Origin of the sequence: Amycolatopsis bullii (assembly GCF_014654205.1) — a bacterium.
In the GTDB taxonomy this organism is placed as follows: Bacteria; Actinomycetota; Actinomycetes; order Mycobacteriales; family Pseudonocardiaceae; genus Amycolatopsis; species Amycolatopsis plumensis.
The window spans coordinates 105,247-121,429 of the sequence record NZ_BNAW01000020.1 but is presented as its reverse complement, the minus strand read 5'-3'; the positions used below and the strand labels follow the sequence as shown (position 1 = coordinate 121,429).

The following is a 16,183-nucleotide window of genomic DNA, read 5'->3' as shown; positions in this document are numbered from 1 at the left end:
CAGCAAGTTCTGCGGGATCAGATGCCGAGCAGGCGCTTCACGCGGCTGACCTCGGTCTTCGACACCTCGGTGGTGCCTTCGAGGCGGCGGGTCACGCGGCTGGACTTCTTCTCCATGCGGTGGCGCCGGCCGGTCATCTGGCGGCGCAGCTTGCCCGAACCCGTCTTGCGGATCCGCTTGGACGTCCCGCTGTGGGTCTTCATCTTCGGCATTTCTGTCCTCTTTCGTGCGGCGGCTCACCGGAAAAACCGGTGAGCCGCTGACTCGTGCTGGTCGGCGCCTACGCCTCGGGGGCCTGCTCGGAGGCGGGCTCGGCCTTGGCCTTCGGCTTCACGTTCTTGTGCGGGGCCAGCACCATGATCATGTTGCGGCCGTCCTGCTTGGCCGACGACTCGACGAAGCCGAGCTCGGTGACGTCCTCGGCGAGCTTCTGCAGCAGCCGGTAGCCGAGCTCCGGCCGGGATTGCTCGCGGCCGCGGAACATGATCGTGACCTTGACCTTGTTGCCCGCCGCCAGGAAGCGCGACACGTGACCCTTCTTGGTCTCGTAGTCGTGCTGGTCGATCTTGGGGCGCAGCTTCTGTTCCTTGATGACGGTCAGCTGCTGGTTGCGCCGCGATTCGCGGGCCTTCTGCGCGCTCTCGTACTTGAACTTGCCGAAGTCCATGAGCTTGCACACCGGCGGGCGGGCCTGCGGCGCGACCTCGACGAGGTCGAGGTCGTTCTCCTGCGCCAGGCGCAGCGCATCCTCGATCCGGACGATGCCGACCTGTTCGCCGGCGGGTCCGACGAGACGGACCTCCGGCACCCGGATTCGGTCGTTGATGCGTGTCTCGGAGCTGATGGGGCCTCCTTGGTCCGAGGAATGTTTCCTGTTCTCGTTTCGACCTGGTGCCCACATAGCGAAGGCCCCGACACCGTCTCGGTGCGCGGGGCCCACTCTGTTTCCGATCGTGCCCCGGAGGACACTCCTTCACCCTGGACGGGTGAGACCGGACCCGGCCACCTGTACGGTGACGCGGGTGGGAGCGGGGCTCCACTTGCCGCCCCCGATCACTCGGGGGCTGGTCGCACGTGGAAGGGTACCAGACGTGTCAGAACAACCCTCCGAACAGCCCCCTTATTCCCCCGAAGCCCGCCACCTGGAGGACATCCCCAGCGTGGAGGTGATCAGCCGCGCGGCGGTGATGCTGCTGTCGGCCGGCGCCGAGCGGCTCGGCCTCGCCGACGCCGACCCGGCGACATCCCCGCACCGAGACCTCGACGAAGCGCGGCGGCTGATCACCGCGCTCGCCGGGCTCGTGACCGCGTCTGCGGAGTACCTGGGCCTGCACGCCGGGCCGTTGCGGGATGGCCTGCAGTCGTTGCAGAAGGCGTTCCGGGAGGCTTCGGCCGTGCCGGACGAGCCCGGGCAGGGGCCCGGGGAGAAGTACACCGGCCCGGTTTACTGAGTCGACGGCTTGGCGCCCGGCCTCGCGTTGGCCGGGGTCAGGTCGGGTCGGCCGCGGGAGGGGTTGGCTCGGTCGCCCGGTCGGGTCCGGTCGGCCGGGGCCGGGCCAGCCACCACGACGATCACCCGGTCTCGGCCCGCACCGGCGCTTCACCACCCTGAACCGAGCAGGACCACACCTTGCCCCACCCGTCCCCCGACATCTAACATGTTAGATGTGAGTCTCTCGAAGGTCACCCGCCCGCTCCTCCGCGACGAGGCCTACGACCGGATCCGCCGCGCGATCGTCGACGGCACCCTCCCGCCCGGCACCCCGCTGCGCGACGGCGACCTCGCCGACCAGCTCGGGCTCTCGAAGGCCCCCGTCCGGGACGCCCTCCGACGCCTCACCGACGACGGGCTCGTCGACCAGAAGCCCCAGAGCTACACGCGCGTCTCCGACGTCATGTCCCCCGACGTGCTCGACGCCCGCGAAATCGTCCGGGTGCTGCACGAGTTCGCCGTCCGCCAGGCCGCCGCGAAGTGCCGCCCAGCCGACATCGCCGCCATGCGGGCGGCCAACGACCGGTTCGCCGAAGCCATCGTGGCCCGGGACATCGCGGCCGCCGTGCAGGCGGACGACGAGCTGCACGACGTCCCGGTCCGCCTGGCCGGCAACGCCGCCGTCGCCGCGACCCTCGACCGCTACACCCCGCTGCTGCGCCGCCTCGAGCACGCCCGGTTCAGCTCGACGCTCGCCTGGAACTCCGTCGAGCGCCACACGAAGCTCATCGACGCGCTCGAGAAGCACGACACCGAAACCGCCGTCGCGGTGATTTCGACCATCTGGACCGAACTGCTGGAGGACCGATGACCCTCGCCGACTTCCCCCGCTACCCGCTCCTGTTCGGCCCGTCGCCGGTGCACCCGCTGGAACGCCTGACCGCCCACCTCGGCGGCGCGCGGATCTGGGCCAAGCGCGAGGACGTGAACTCCGGCCTCGCGTTCGGCGGGAACAAGACCCGCAAGCTGGAGTACCTCGTCGCCGACGCACTCGAGCAGGGCGCCGACACGCTCGTCTCCATCGGCGGTGTCCAGTCCAACCACACCCGCCAGGTCGCCGCCGCCGCGGCGCGGGCCGGGCTGAAGGCCGTGCTGGTGCAGGAAAGCTGGGTCGACTGGCACGACCCGCTCTACGACAAAGTCGGCAACATCCAGCTCTCGCGCATCCTCGGCGCCGACGTCCGGCTCGTCGAGGCCGGCTTCGGCATCGGCTTCAAGGAGGCGTGGGAGAACGCCGTCGCCGAGGTCGAGGAGCGAGGCGGGAGGCCCTACGCCATCCCCGCCGGCGCCTCGGACCACCGGCTCGGCGGGCTCGGCTTCGCGAACTGGATCGTCGAGCTCGAAAAACAAGAAGAAGAACTCGGTGTCTTCTTCGACACCGTCGTCGTCTGCTCGGTCACCGGCAGCACCCAGGGCGGGATGGTCGCCGGGACCGCGCTGAGCGGCAAGCCGCGCCGGATCCTCGGCATCGATGCTTCCGCCAAGCCCGGAGAAACCCGGGAGCAGGTCACCCGCATCGCACGCACCACCGCCGACCTGATCGGCGCCGGGGAAATCCCCGAGGTCGAACTCGACGACCGCTACCACGCCGGGATCTACGGCATCCCCGACAAGGCATGCGTGGACGCCATCGAGACGTGCGCCCGGCTGGAAGGCATGATCACCGACCCGGTGTACGAGGGCAAGTCGATGGCCGGGCTCATCGACCTCGTCACGAACGGCGAGATCCCGCGCGATTCGAACGTCCTCTACGCCCACCTCGGCGGGCAGCCGGCCCTGAACGGCTACACCAGCGTCCTGGGCTGACCGCCCGCCGAAGGCTCAGTCCAGCACGCAGAGCACGTCGATCTCGACGAGCAGCTCGCCCGGGAGACCGACGTACACCGTCGTGCGGGCGGGCTGCGGCGCCTCGCCGATCAGCTCGTCGTACACCTCGTTGAACGGCGCGAAGTGCGCGGTGTCGGTCAGGTACACCCGGACCATGATCGCGTCGGCGAGGCTCGAGCCCGCCTCCGCCAGCACGGCCTCGATGTTCTTGAACGTCTGCCGGGTCTGGCCCGCGACGTCGTCGCCGACGATCGCGCCGGTCGCCGGGTCGAAGGCGACCTGGCCGGCGACCTGCAGCAGGTTCCCCTTGCGGACGGCCTGCGAGAACTTCGCCGGCGGCTTCGGCGCGTTCTCGGTGGAAACTGCCGTCTTGCTCATCAGTGCCCCTTTCCGTTCTCCGTCCATCCGCTGTGGACGGAAGCTTCTTTCGTGGCGGCCCGCAGCTCGGGCACCAGCGCCAGCAGGCCGTCGTAGTCGAGCAGCACCTTCGGCACCGACATCGACGCGGCGGCCAGCACCTCGCCGCCGGTCCCCCGCACCGGCGCCGCGATGCAGTGGATGAAGTCCTCGTGCTCGGCGTTGTCGACGGCGTACCCGCGCTGGGCCACGCGCTCCAGCTCCGCCAGGTATTCCGCGGGCGTGGTGATCGTGTTCGGCGTCCGCACCGGGTACTCGATCGACCGCGCGATCTCCTCGCGGCGGGCCACGGGCATCGCCGCGACCAGCACCTTCCCCACCGCGGTGCAGTGCAGCGGCGCGCGCTTGCCGATCCGCGAGTACATCCGCACCGAGTGCCGGCCCTCGAACTTGTCGATGTAGACGACTTCGCCGTCCTCGTAGCTGGCCAGGTGCACGGTGTGCCCGGTGCGCTCGTTGAGGGCGGCGAGCGCGGGGTGGGCGCTGCGCCGGACGTCGAAGGAGTCCAGGGCCTGGTTGGCGAGGTCGAACATGGCGCTGCCCAGCCGGTAGTGCCGGGCGCCTTCGCGGCGGACGAAGTGGTGCTGCTCGAGGGTGCGCAGCAGGCGCAGCACCGTCGACTTGTGCACGCCTATCTCGTCGGCGAGGTCGTCCAGGGTGCGCGCGTCCTGCGCGATCGAGGTCAGCAACGTCAGCGCGCGGTCCAAGCTCTGGCTCATGGGAGCACCACGCCCTCTCCGGTCAGCCGCACCGAACGCCACTCGTCCGGGTCCGCGTGCAGCAGGGTATCCACGACTTCCCGCGGCAGCGGCACCCCGACGTCGTCGTGCGTGAGCAGGGTGACCGCGGCCTGCAGGTGCCCCTGGCGCAGCCGTTCCAGGGGCGTGGCGCCGCGCAGGGTCGCGGCGAGGAACCCGGCGGCGAACGCGTCCCCCGCACCGACCGGCTCGACGACGTCGACCTTCAGCGCGGGCGCGAACAGCGGCTCGCCCTCGACCAGCGTGGCGCCGCGCTCGCCGTGCTTGACCACGAGCGTGCGCGGTCCCGGCAGCAACGCCCGCAGCTGTTCCGGGTCGCCGGTCCCCCACACGCGCTGGGCCTCGTCGTCGCCGGTCAGGACGATGTCGGCCTGCGCGGCCAGTCCGGCGAGCAGGCCGGGGTCGCGGCCGGCCCACAGCGCCGGCCGCAGGTTGACGTCGAACGAGATCAGCCGGTCGCCGCGGGGCAGGTCCAGCAGCGCCCGCACCAGGGCCAGGCAGCTGTCCGACAACGCGGGTGTGATGCCGGACAGGTGCAGCACGCGGACGCCGTCGAGATCGAGCCGGTCCAGCAGCTCGGGCCCCATCCCGGACGCGGCCGAGCCCGCCCGGTAGTAGCGCACGGGACTGCCGCCGGCACCGCTTTCCTTGACGTAGAGCCCGGTCGGGCGCAGCGGGTCGACGGAGCACGCGCTGACGTCGACGCCGTGGGATGCGACCTCGCGCAGCATCGCCCGGCCGAACGGGTCGTCGCCGACCGCGCTCACCCAGCCGCTGCGCACCCCGAGCGTCGGCAGGTTGCAGGCCACGTTCGATTCGGCGCCGCCGATGGTGCGCACCCAGTGCTTCACCTCGTCCGGCGGGCCGGGTTCGGCGGGCACGAACAGCGCCATCGTCTCGCCCACGCACAACACCTCGGGCCCGCTCGTCACTTTCCGTCTCCCTGCCCTTCACCCCGTTGACCTGTGGCGACCCGGATGCTACACCTATGGCACTCAAAATGCGCAACAGTCGTTGCACCATACGCAACACAGAGGTCGCCGCCGATGAACCCTTGCCAGATGGACCCCGCCGCGCTCGCCGCCCTCCGCCAGGAGCGGATCGACTGGCGCTTCCGCTCGGCCGCTCCCGCACTGTCCGGGCTCACGCTGGAAGAAGCCGCGGACCGCAGGCTGAACCTGTTCACGGACGGGTTCTTCGCCCCCTTCGTCGTCATGGACGAAGAAGCACTCGAACACAACCTGCGGACGATGGCCGCGTGGTGCGCCGCGCGGGGTGTGGTGCTGGCGCCACACGGCAAGACGACCATGGCACCGCAGCTGTTCGCGCGCCAGATCGAGCACGGCGCGTGGGGCGTGACCTGCGCGAACGCCGGTCACCTCCGGATCTACCGCGCGTTCGGGGTCTCGCGGATCCTGCTGGCCAACCAGTTCCTCGACCCGTCGGGCCTGCGCTGGCTGGCCGCCGAGCTGGCGGCGGATCCGGCGTTCGAGTTCGTCTGCTGGGTCGACTCGGTCCGCGGGGTCGAGCTGATGACCGCGGCCCTCGAAGGCACCCAGCGCCCGGTCGACGTCCTGGTCGAACTGGGCGCCGACGGCGGCCGCACCGGCGTCCGCGACACCGCGACCGCGCTGGCGATCGCCGAAGCGGTCCACGCGAGCCCGGCGCTGCGCCTGCGCGGCACCGGCGGCTACGAAGGCGCGTTGTCGCACGACACCGACGAAGCCGCGCTCGCCAAGATCAGTTCCTATGTGGACGGCCTGCGTGAGCTCGCGATCTCGTTCGCGGACAAGGGACTCCTGAACGGGCAGATCATCGTCACCGCCGGCGGCAGCGCCTACTTCGACCAGGTCGCGAACGAACTGACGAAGCCGTGGCCGGACGGCCTCGACGTGCTGCCGGTGCTGCGCAGCGGCGCCTACCTCACCCACGACGACGGCTTCTACCGCCAGATCTCGCCGCTCGGCGACCACCCGCGCATCGACGGCGTCGACTCCTTCCGGCCCGCGCTGCGGGCGTGGGCGCAGGTGACGTCGAAGCCGTCGGACGAGCTCGCGCTGCTCACCCTCGGCAAGCGGGACGCGTCCTTCGACGAGGGCATGCCCGAGCCGCAGCTGCGCCGGACGCCGGACGGCCCCGCCGAACCCCTCGAAGGCCACGTCGTCGCGAAGATGAACGACCAGCACGCGTTCCTCACGCTGCCGCCGGGCTCGCCGGTCGAGGTCGGCGACTGGATCGGGCTCGGCCTCTCGCACCCGTGCACGGTGTTCGACAAGTGGCCGCTGCTGCCGGTGACCGCGGCCGACGGCGAGACCGTCGTCGACTACGTCCGGACGTGGTTCTGATGGACGTCGTCGTCCGGAACGCGCTGGTCGCCGACGGCACCGGTGCGCCGCTCGCCCGCCACGACGTCGGCATCACCGACGGGAGGATCGCGGACGTCGCGGACCCTGGCTCGCTCACCGGCGGCCGGACCATCGACGCCGACGGGCTCGTGCTCGCACCCGGGTTCATCGACATGCATTCGCACTCCGACCTGCAGCTGCTGGCCAACCCGGAGCACCCGGCGAAGATCACCCAGGGCGTGACGACCGAGGTGCTCGGCCAGGACGGCCTGTCGTACGCGCCGGTCGACGACGTCGTGCTCGACGCCCTGCGGCAGCAGCTCGCAGGCTGGAACGACGACCCGGCGGGGTTCGACTGGAACTGGCGGTCGGTCGGCGAGTACCTCGACCGGCTGGACCGGGGTATCGCCGTCAACGCCGCCTACCTCGTGCCGCAGGGCACGGTCCGGATGCTCGCCGTCGGCTGGGACGACCGCCCGGCCACGGACGCCGAGCTGACCCGGATGAAGGAACTCGTCGCCACCGGCCTGACCGAGGGCGCGATGGGGATGTCCTCGGGTCTCACCTACACGCCGGGGATGTACGCCGAGACGAGCGAGCTGGTCGAGCTGTGCCGGGTGGTCGGCGAGCTGGGCGGGTTCTACAGCCCGCACCACCGCAGCTACGGCAAGGGTGCCCTCGAAGCTTTCGCCGAGATGATCGACGTGTCGCGCCGCTCGGGCTGCCCGCTGCACCTGGCCCACGCGACGATGAACTTCTCGGTCAACAAGGGCAAGGCGCCCGACCTGCTGAAGCTGCTGGACGACGCACTCGACGACGGCTGCGACATCTCGCTGGACACCTACCCGTACCTGCCGGGCGCGACCTACCTGAGCGCGCTGCTGCCGAGCTGGGCGACCGAAGGCGGGCTGGACGCCACCCTCGCCCGCTTGTCCGATGTGGACGAACGTGAGCGGATCCGGTCCGAGATCGAAGAGTCCGGTTCGGACGGTGCGCACGGCGTCCCGATCGACTGGGACGCCATCGAAATCAACGGTGTCCGCAACGAGCACAACGCCCACCTCGTCGGGCACAGCGTTGCCGCGTCGGCGCGCACGCAGGGCATCGAACCGGCGAAGCTGTACTTCGACACCCTGCTCGACGAACGGCTCGGGACGTCGTGCCTGATGCACGTCGGGCACGAGGAGAACGTCCAGGCCATCATGCGGCACCCCACGCACACCGGCGGCAGCGACGGGCTGCTCGTCGGCGCCCGGCCGCACCCGCGGGCGTGGGGCACGTTCCCGCGGTACCTGGCCCGGTACGTGCGCGAGCTCGGCGTCCTGGACCTCGCCGAGTGCGTCGCCCACCTGACCGGGCGGGCCGCGCGGCGGCTGCGGCTGGCCGATCGCGGGCTGGTCCGCGCCGGGTACGCCGCCGACCTGGTGCTGTTCGACCCCGAAACGATCACCGACACCGCCACCTTCGAGGACCCGCGGCAACCGGCCACGGGCCTCACCCACGTCTTCGTCAACGGCGTCGCCGCCCTCGACGACGGAAGCCCCACCGGCGCCCTCGCCGGACACTCCCTGCGCAACCCCCGGAGAGCCGCATGATCCACTGGCTGCAACACACCACGGGCGGGCTGCTGACGCTCGCCGCCGTCTCGATCGCCGTCCTGCTGGTGCTGATCATCAAGCTGAAGCTGGAGCCGTTCATCGCGCTGATCGTCGTTGGCCTGCTGACGGCGCTGGCCGCCGGCCTGCCCGTCGGGACGATCGTCGGCTCGGCCCAGAAGGCGTCGGACTCCCTGCTGGAAAAGGGGTTCGGCAGCATCCTCGGGCACATCACGGCGATCATCGGCCTCGGCACGATCCTCGGCTCGATCCTGGAACGCTCGGGCGGTGCGAAGGTGCTGACGAGCGCGCTGCTGCGGTCGTTCGGCGAGAAGCGGGCGCCGCTGGCCATGGGTGTCGCCGGGTTCGTCTTCGGCATCCCGGTGTTCTTCGACATCGGCATCTTCGTGCTGGCCCCGCTGGTCTACGTCGCCGCGAAGCAGGGCGGCAAGTCGCTGGTGCTGTACGCGATGCCGCTGCTGGCCGGCCTGTCGATCACGCACGCCTTCCTGCCGCCGCACCCCGGTCCGGTGGCCGCCGCCGGGCTGCTGCACGTCGAGCTCGGCTGGATCATCCTCATGGGCCTGGCCTGCGGGATCCCGGCGTTCCTCATCGGTGGCGTGCTCTATTCGACGTGGATCGGCAAGCGCATCACGGTCGAGGTGCCCGAGGACATGGTGTTCGCCGAAGAGGAGGGCGAGCGCGAGGAGAACCCGCCGTCGCTGGGCCTGGTCGCGGCGATCATCGCGGTGCCGCTGGTGCTGATCCTGGCCGGCACGTTCGGCAGCATCTGGCTGCCGAAGGGCTCCGCGCTCGCCGGTGTCGCCGCGTTCATCGGGACGCCCGCGGTCGCGCTGACCGTCGCCGTGCTGCTCGCGTCCTGGCTGCTGGGGCTGCGGCGCGGGTTCACCGGCAAGGACCTCAACGAGCTGGCCGCCAAGTCGCTGCGGCCGGTGGCGATGATCCTGCTGGTCGTCGGCGCGGGCGCGTTCTTCGGCGCGGTGCTGTCGGCGACCGGGATCGGCAAGGCCGTGGCCGACTCGCTGCACGACGCCGGGCTGCCGGTGCTGCTCGCGGCGTACGTCATCAGCTGCGGCATGCGGATCGCGCAGGGCTCGGCCACCGTCGCCATCGTGACCACGAGCGGGATCGTCGCGCCGACCGTGGCCCAGCTCGGCTATTCGCAGATCCAGCTGGCGCTGCTGGTGATGGCGATCTCGGCCGGCTCGATCATCGCCTCGCACGTCAACGACGGCGGCTTCTGGATCGTTTCGCGGTACTTCAATCTCACCGTGCCGCAGACGCTGAAGTCCTGGACCGCGCTGGAAACCGTGCTTTCCCTTTCGGGATTCGGGGTTTCGGCATTGCTCATGGCCGTGGTCTAGACCATACTGGAGCCTATCACCGCCGAAACCCGTTGGGAGACAATGACGATGACCGGACTCACCCGTCGTACGTTCCTCGGCGCTGCGGCCGGCGCGGGCGCCGCCACCGTTCTCGGCAGCCAGGTCGCGTCGGCGGCCACCACGCCGAAAGGCTGCTTCGCCGGAGGAACCGTGTACATCGGCAGTTACACCAGCGGGGCGACCGGGCACGGGCTCGACGTCACGACCCGGTCCGGTGCCGCGCTGAACCCCGTCCGCACGGTGCCCGGCATCACCGACACCTCCTGGTTCGACCGCGGTGCCGACGGCAAGACGCTGTACGTGACCAACGAAGGCGACCCGAACGGGTACGTCTCGGCGCTGAACATCGCCGACCCCGCGAACCCGAGGCTGCTCAACAAGGTTTCGTCGAAGGGCGGCGCACCGACGCACCTCAGCGTGCACTCGAGCGGGAAGTACGTGCTGGCCGCGAACTACAGCTCGGGCAGCGTCGTCGTGCTGCCGATCCTGGCCGGCGGCAAGCTCGGGCCGGCCACGGACCTCGTCACCCACCACGGCGCCGAGCGGGACGCGCACGCGCACCAGGTCGTCAACGACCCGACCGGCCGCTGGGTGCTGGCGGTCGACCTCGGCGCGGACTCGGTGTACGTCTACGGCTTCGCCGCCGGGAAGCTTTCGCTGCACCAGCAGCTGAAGCTGCCGTCGGGTGCCGGGCCGCGGCACCTCGCGTTCGACCGCACCGGGAAGTTCGCCTACATCCTCGGCGAGCTGCGGGCGGAGGTGACGGTGGCGAGCTGGGACGCGGCCGCCGGGAAGCTGACGGCGCTCTCGGTCGTCCCGGCCGTGCCCGCCGGGAGCACCGGCGAGCTGTACCCGGGCGAGATCATCCTGTCGCGGGACGGGAAGTTCGCCTACGCCACCGTCCGCGGCCCCAACACGCTGGCCACCTTCTCCGTTTCCGGCGCCACGCTGAAGCTGGTGTCGACCGTGCCGACCGGCGGCAACTGGCCGCGGCACGTGGCGCTCGACCCGTCCGAAAGCTGGTTCTACGTCTCGAACCAGCGTTCCGGCACCGTCACCTGGCTGCCGCGCGACCCGGCCACCGGCCTGCCCGGCGCGGTCGCCGGGAGCCTCGCCGTCGGCAGCGTCAACTCCGTCTACTTCGCCTCGTGAGGTTCACCATGAGACTGCGCCGCACCCTGCCCGTCGTCGCCGGGCTGGCCCTGCTGGCCGGCTGCGCCCCCACCCAGTCCGCCCCCGCGGGCGGCGGCGGGGACGACAAGACCGGCACCGTCCGAGTCTGGCTGTTCGACGAAGCCAACCGCGCGCCGAAGGAGGCCGCGGTCAAGGAAGCGATCACCGAGTTCAAGGCGGCCCACCAGGGCGTCGAGATCGACGTCCAGTGGGTGCCGGTCGAGGGCCGCGCCGACAAGTTCTCGGGTGCCTTCAACGACCCGGCCAACGCCCCGGACGTCGCCGAGTTCGGCAACACCGACGTCTCCAGCTACGCGGCCACCGGCGCGCTGGCCGACCTGACCGGGGACCTCGCGGCATGGCCCGAGGGCAAGGACCTCATCCCGACCGTGCTGGACACCGCGAAATCCGGCGGCCAGACCTACGGCCTGCCCTGGTACACCGGCATCCGGGCGCTCTACTACCGCACCGACGTCTTCACCGAGCTGGGCCTGAAGCCCCCGGCGACGCTGGCCGAGCTGACCGACACCGCCCGCCGGATCCGGGCCGCCAAGCCGGACCTCTACGGCATCGCCGTCGGCGGCAAGTACACCTACGCGATGCTGCCCTTCCTCTGGGCCAACGGCGGGGAGCTGGCGCAGGAGCAGGGCGGCAAGTGGACGTCGGCGGTCACCGGCGAGCAGGCCAAGGCCGGCGTGACCCAGTACGCGAACCTGCTCAAGGACGACATCTGCCCGCCCGCGCAGTGCGCGAACCTGACCGGCACGCAGAGCGTCACGGCGTTCGCCGGCGGCAAGGCCGGCATGACGATCGGCGGCGACTTCAACCGCAAGGCCGTCGAGCAGGGCGCGGTGAAGGGCAAGTACGCCGTCGTGCCGATCCCGGGAACCACTGCGGGCAGCACCGCGCCCGCGTTCGCCGGCGGCAACCTGCTGGGCGTGTTCAAGGCGACCAAGCACCGCAGCCTGGCGCTGGCGTTCGTCGAGCTGCTCGGCGGCGCGAAGTACCAGGAGAAGATGTACACCGCGATGGGCAACCTGCCGACGCTGGGCAGCGTGCAGCAGAAGCTCGCCGCGAACGACCCGTTCCTCAAGCCGTTCGTCGACACCCTGAAGGCGGGCACGAAGTTCGTCCCGGCGACCCCGGCGTGGTCGAAGATCGACAGCCAGAACGTGCTGCCGACCGCCGTGCAGCAGATCGCCACCGGCGGCAAGGACCCGGCGGCGGCCCTGGCCGACGCGGCCGCCGCGATGAACAAGGCCTTCGGCTAGTGGTGACGCTCCAGGAGTCCCCTTCCGTCACGGCGCCCGCGCGGCGGCCGCGGCGGAAGGGGGACGGCCGGGCCGCCGCGCTCTACCTCGCCCCGGCGGGCATCCTGCTCGCCGCACTGCTGGCCTACCCGATCTACCAGCTCATCCTGATTTCGTTCTACGACTACGGCCAGCCGCAGGCCGCGGGCAACGCACCACTGGTGTTCCTCGGCTTCGCGAACTACGCGGACCTGCTGTCGCAAGCGCAGTTCTGGACCGTGCTCGGCAAGACCGTCGGGTTCGCCGCGGCCTGCGTCGTCGGTTCGCTCATCGTCGGCACCGGACTCGCGGTGCTGGCTTCGCGGGTGCGCTCGCTGCCGCGGATGCTGCTGTTCCTGGCCGCGCTGGGTGCCTGGTCGACACCGGCGATCGCGGGCTCCTACGTCTGGCTGTTCCTTTTCGACACCGATTTCGGCCTGGTCAATGAGGTGCTGTCGGGCCTGGGGCTGCCGCTGCAGCACCACTCGTGGACGTACGGCACGCTCGGCGCGTTCGGGCTGGTCGCGGCCGAGGTGATCTGGTGCTCGTTCCCGTTCGTGCTGGTCACGATGTACGCCGGGATCAAGGGCGTCCCGGACGAGGTGCTCGAGGCCGCGTCGCTCGACGGCGCGTCGGCCTGGCGCACGACGTGGACGATCGTGCTGCCCATGGTGCGGCCGCTGCTGATGATCGCCACGGTCCAGTCGATCATCTGGGACTTCAAGGTGTTCACCCAGATCTACGTGATGACCAACGGCGGCGGCGTGGCCGGCCGCAACCTGGTTCTCAACGTGTATGCGTACCAACAGGCTTTCGCCGGGCAGGAGTACGGCCTCGGCTCGGCGATCGGAGTCGTGATGACGCTGTTGCTGCTGTCGGTCACCGGGCTGTACGTCCGGACGCAACGCCGGAGCGCGGCATGGCTGTGAGGCGTCCCGGGCGGCTGCTCGCCGAAGTCGTCACGGTCGTGATCGCCGGGATCGTCGCGTTCCCGCTGTACTGGATGGTGCTCTCGGCGGTGAAGCCGGCGGGCGAGATCCAGTCGGCTTCACCGAAGCCGTGGACGCTGAGTCCGTCGTTCGACAGCTTTTCGCGCGTGCTCACCGTGTCGGGCTTCGGGCGGTACTTCGTCAACAGCCTGGTCGTGGCCTTGGTCGTCGTGGCGTTGTCGCTGCTGCTGTCGTTCCTGTCGGCGGTGGCTTTGACCCGGTTTCGCTTCCGCGGGCGCACGGTGTTGCTGGTGATGACGCTGGTCGCCCAGATGGTGCCGGTGGAGGCGCTGACCATCCCGCTGTTCTTCCTGATGCGGTCGCTCGGCGGGGCGGTGCCGGCGCTGGGGCTCAACGAGCTGGGTTCGCTGGTGCTGGTCCACCTGGCGTTCAGCCTGCCGTTCGCGATCTGGATGCTGCGCGGGTTCGTCGCCGCGGTGCCGGTGGAACTCGAAGAGGCGGCGAAGCTCGACGGCGCGTCGCGGATGCGGTTCACCTGGCAGATCCTGTTCCCGCTGGTGGCGCCCGGGCTCGTGGCCGTGAGTGTGCTCGCGTTCATCCACGCCTGGAACGACTTCCTGTTCGCCAAGACGTTCATCGTGTCCAAGACCGAGAACCAGACCCTGCCGCAGGCGATCCTGGTGTTCTTCAAACCGGAGGACACCGACTGGGGCGCGGTGATGGCGTCGTCGACGCTGATGACGATCCCGGTGCTGGTGTTCTTCGTCCTCGTCCAACGACGGCTGGTGTCCGGCATGGCCGGCGCCGTGAAGGGCTGACATGGCTTTCGACACCCTGCTCCCCCGTCCGGTCTCGGTGACCTCCGCGCCGGGTTCCTGCCCGTGGCCGTCCACAGTGGACGTCCGGACCGCTTCGCTGCCGCCGGAGGGGTACCGGCTCACGATTTCCCCGTCCGGTGTCGTTCTGGAGGTCGCGGACGCCGCCGGGGAGGTCTACGGGCGGGAGACGGTGCGGCAGCTGGCGGGCCCGGCCGCGTTCCGGGCGGCCGGGTTCACACCGTCGTCGCTGCCCTGCGGGGTCGTCGAGGACCACCCGCGGTTCGGGTGGCGCGGCTGCCTGCTCGACGTCGCCCGGCACTTCCGGACCAAGGCGGAGGTCCTGCGGTTCGTCGACCTGCTGGCCGCGCACAAGCTGAACGTGCTGAACCTGCACCTCACCGACGACCAGGGCTGGCGGTTCGAGGTCCCGGCGTTCCCCCGGCTGACCTCGGTGGGCGGCTGGCGGCCGTCGTCGATGGTCGGCAGCGGGGGCGCGCAGGACGGCCGGCCGCACGGCGGCTTCTACACGGGTGACGACCTGCGGGAGATCGTCGCCTACGCCGCTTCGCGGGCTGTCACGGTGGTGCCGGAGATCGACATTCCGGGGCATGCGCGAGCAGCCCTCGCCGCTTATCCCTCCTTGGGGGACTCTTCGTCCTACGAAGTCTGGGACTCCTGGGGTATCAGCACTTCGCTGCTTTCGCCCAGCTCGTCCACTTTGGACTTCTTCCGGCAGGTGTTCGACCACCTGCTGGAAATCTTCCCGTCCCCGGTGATCGCCCTGGGCGGCGACGAAACGCCGGGCGCCACCGACGAGCACCGCAAGTTCGTCCGCCTGCTGGCCGAGCACCTGGTGGCACGCGGGCGGACGCCGATGGGCTGGGACGAGGTCCTCGACATCGACGGTCTTCCCCCGATGGTGATCGGCGCCTGGCGCAACGAAGACGCGGGCGTGCGGGCGGCTTCGGCGGGGCACGACGTGGTGATGTGCCCGGAGCAGCACGTCTACCTCGACCACCGGCAGTCCGCGGATCCCGGCGAGCCGATCCCGGTGGGGTGGGTCCACACGCTGGAGGACGTGTACGCGTATTCGCCGGCGCTGGAGGGCCCGCGACTGCGCGGCGTTCAGGCCCAGGTGTGGAGCGAGCACCTGGACAGCGTCCGGCGGGTGGACTACATGGCTTTCCCGCGGCTGTCGGCGTTCGCGGAGGTGGCTTGGAGTTCCGGGCCGCGGGACTACGCGGAGTTCCTGCCGCGGCTGCGGGACCACCACCTGCCGCGGCTGGATGCCCTCGGGGTGGAGTACCGGCCGCTGGACGGGCCGCACCCCTGGCAGACCCGGCCCGGGGTGCCTGGCCGGCCGCGCTAACCGTGCCACAGTGCCGCCCACTGGCTGGGGCTGAGGTCGCGGGGCAGCGCCGACGGCGGGATCCCGGCGTCCTTCAGGGCGGCGCGCCGTCGTTTCGGGAGAATCTCACCGATCCCGCGGCCGCGTCCGGTGAAGACCGCGCGGACGAACTGTTCGTAGTCCGCGCGCTCGGCCGGGTCGACGAGCGGTTCACGCCGCCGGACGATGGTCAGGAGTCCGCCGTCGACGCCGGGTTTCGGCCGGAAGGCGTCGGCCGGGACGCGGCCGTGCAGGGCGAAGCCGAACCAGGGCGCGGTCTGGGCGGTCAGCATGGTGTGGCCGCCGACGCCCGCGCTTTTGCGGGCCACCTCCCACTGGGTGAGGAGGATCGCCTCGCTCCAGCTGCCGTCGGTGAGCAGCCGCCGCAGGATCGGGGTGGTGAGGTGGAACGGCAGGTTGCCGACGACGACCGGCCGGTCCAGCGGGATCCGCAGGGCATCGCCCTGCACCACGGACACCGACGGCAGCCGGCGGCGCAGCCGGCGTACGCGGTGCTCGTCGAGGTCGACGGCCCGGACGTCACGGCCGAGCGCCGCGAGCTGCCGGGTGATCGCGCCATCGCCGGCGCCGATCTCGAGGATCGGGCCTTCGGTCCGGCGCACGAGCCGGACGATCGTGTCGACGGTCGGGAGGTGGCGGAGGAAGTTCTGGCCGAGCTCATGGCGGCCGCCATGGACGGAGCGGGACAAGGGAGGCACTCCAGAC

Annotated in this window: 17 protein-coding genes; 11 read left to right on the top strand and 6 right to left on the bottom strand. The window is 70.8% G+C overall.

All coding sequences use genetic code 11. The annotated features are described in order from the left end of the window. Positions 1 to 17: 17 nt before the first annotated feature. Together rpmI and infC are read right to left on the bottom strand one after the other, a co-directional pair. Positions 18 to 212 (bottom strand): 50S ribosomal protein L35, encoded by a 195-nt coding sequence (gene rpmI / locus IE317_RS22740; RefSeq protein WP_191313236.1) that lies wholly within the window; start codon positions 210 to 212, stop codon positions 18 to 20. 68 nt (positions 213 to 280) lie between these two features. Continuing rightward, positions 281 to 901 (bottom strand): translation initiation factor IF-3, encoded by a 621-nt coding sequence (gene infC, locus IE317_RS22735; protein ID WP_191313290.1) that lies wholly within the window; start codon positions 899 to 901, stop codon positions 281 to 283. Between the two features lie 190 nt (positions 902 to 1,091). Between infC and IE317_RS22730 the strand changes: the two genes are divergently transcribed. The 3 genes from IE317_RS22730 to IE317_RS22720 all read left to right on the top strand — a co-directional run bounded on the left by IE317_RS22730 (position 1,092) and on the right by IE317_RS22720 (position 3,298). Next, on the top strand, positions 1,092 to 1,451 hold the full coding sequence (locus tag IE317_RS22730; RefSeq protein WP_191313234.1) for a DUF1844 domain-containing protein: 360 nt from the start codon (positions 1,092 to 1,094) through the stop codon (positions 1,449 to 1,451). 216 nt (positions 1,452 to 1,667) lie between these two features. Continuing rightward, entirely contained in the window at positions 1,668 to 2,303 is a 636-nt protein-coding gene (locus IE317_RS22725) for a GntR family transcriptional regulator (RefSeq protein WP_373309095.1), read from the top strand. Further along, entirely contained in the window at positions 2,300 to 3,298 is a 999-nt protein-coding gene (locus tag IE317_RS22720; protein WP_191313230.1) for a 1-aminocyclopropane-1-carboxylate deaminase, read from the top strand. The genes IE317_RS22725 and IE317_RS22720 overlap by 4 nt, the downstream gene beginning before the upstream one ends. A 15-nt stretch (positions 3,299 to 3,313) precedes the next feature. Here the strand turns inward: IE317_RS22720 and IE317_RS22715 are convergent, their stop codons facing one another. From IE317_RS22715 to IE317_RS22705, 3 genes are read right to left on the bottom strand one after another with little or no spacing between them, the layout of a single operon-like run. Further along, a complete protein-coding gene (locus IE317_RS22715; protein ID WP_191313228.1) occupies positions 3,314 to 3,697 on the bottom strand; it encodes a RidA family protein in 384 nt (127 codons plus the stop codon). Further along, positions 3,697 to 4,455, bottom strand: a complete 759-nt coding sequence (locus IE317_RS22710; RefSeq protein WP_191313226.1) for an IclR family transcriptional regulator — start codon at positions 4,453 to 4,455, stop codon at positions 3,697 to 3,699. Before IE317_RS22710 ends, IE317_RS22715 begins: the two co-directional genes overlap by 1 nt. Beyond that, positions 4,452 to 5,387: a sugar kinase gene (locus tag IE317_RS22705; RefSeq protein ID WP_229902859.1), complete on the bottom strand. Its 936-nt coding sequence runs from the start codon at positions 5,385 to 5,387 to the stop codon at positions 4,452 to 4,454. Before IE317_RS22705 ends, IE317_RS22710 begins: the two co-directional genes overlap by 4 nt. A 153-nt stretch (positions 5,388 to 5,540) precedes the next feature. Here IE317_RS22705 and IE317_RS22700 point away from each other — a divergent pair, with 153 nt between their 5' ends. From IE317_RS22700 to IE317_RS22665, 8 genes are read left to right on the top strand one after another with little or no spacing between them, the layout of a single operon-like run. Further along, on the top strand, positions 5,541 to 6,839 hold the full coding sequence (locus IE317_RS22700; RefSeq protein WP_191313222.1) for an amino acid deaminase: 1,299 nt from the start codon (positions 5,541 to 5,543) through the stop codon (positions 6,837 to 6,839). After that, entirely contained in the window at positions 6,839 to 8,434 is a 1,596-nt protein-coding gene (locus IE317_RS22695; protein ID WP_191313220.1) for an N-acyl-D-amino-acid deacylase family protein, read from the top strand. Before IE317_RS22700 ends, IE317_RS22695 begins: the two co-directional genes overlap by 1 nt. Continuing rightward, entirely contained in the window at positions 8,431 to 9,819 is a 1,389-nt protein-coding gene (locus IE317_RS22690; protein WP_191313218.1) for a GntP family permease, read from the top strand. The genes IE317_RS22695 and IE317_RS22690 overlap by 4 nt, the downstream gene beginning before the upstream one ends. A 42-nt stretch (positions 9,820 to 9,861) precedes the next feature. Continuing rightward, the gene (locus tag IE317_RS22685) at positions 9,862 to 10,992 is read left to right on the top strand and encodes a lactonase family protein (RefSeq protein ID WP_191313217.1); all 1,131 of its coding nucleotides are present in this window, start codon (positions 9,862 to 9,864) and stop codon (positions 10,990 to 10,992) included. A gap of 8 nt (positions 10,993 to 11,000) precedes the next feature. After that, positions 11,001 to 12,284: an extracellular solute-binding protein gene (locus tag IE317_RS22680; protein ID WP_191313215.1), complete on the top strand. Its 1,284-nt coding sequence runs from the start codon at positions 11,001 to 11,003 to the stop codon at positions 12,282 to 12,284. Continuing rightward, on the top strand, positions 12,284 to 13,231 hold the full coding sequence (locus tag IE317_RS22675) for a carbohydrate ABC transporter permease (RefSeq protein ID WP_373309094.1): 948 nt from the start codon (positions 12,284 to 12,286) through the stop codon (positions 13,229 to 13,231). Before IE317_RS22680 ends, IE317_RS22675 begins: the two co-directional genes overlap by 1 nt. After that, positions 13,222 to 14,070, top strand: a complete 849-nt coding sequence (locus IE317_RS22670; protein WP_191313205.1) for a carbohydrate ABC transporter permease — start codon at positions 13,222 to 13,224, stop codon at positions 14,068 to 14,070. The genes IE317_RS22675 and IE317_RS22670 overlap by 10 nt, the downstream gene beginning before the upstream one ends. A gap of 1 nt (position 14,071) precedes the next feature. After that, positions 14,072 to 15,439 carry a beta-N-acetylhexosaminidase gene (locus IE317_RS22665; protein WP_191313203.1) on the top strand — a complete coding sequence of 456 codons (1,368 nt, stop codon included), beginning with the start codon at positions 14,072 to 14,074 and terminating at the stop codon, positions 15,437 to 15,439. On the opposite strand, the gene erm is transcribed toward IE317_RS22665, so the two are convergent. Further along, positions 15,436 to 16,167, bottom strand: coding sequence for a 23S ribosomal RNA methyltransferase Erm (gene erm / locus IE317_RS22660; protein ID WP_191313202.1), 732 nt, complete (start codon positions 16,165 to 16,167; stop codon positions 15,436 to 15,438). The genes IE317_RS22665 and erm overlap by 4 nt on opposite strands. Positions 16,168 to 16,183: the final 16 nt, after the last annotated feature.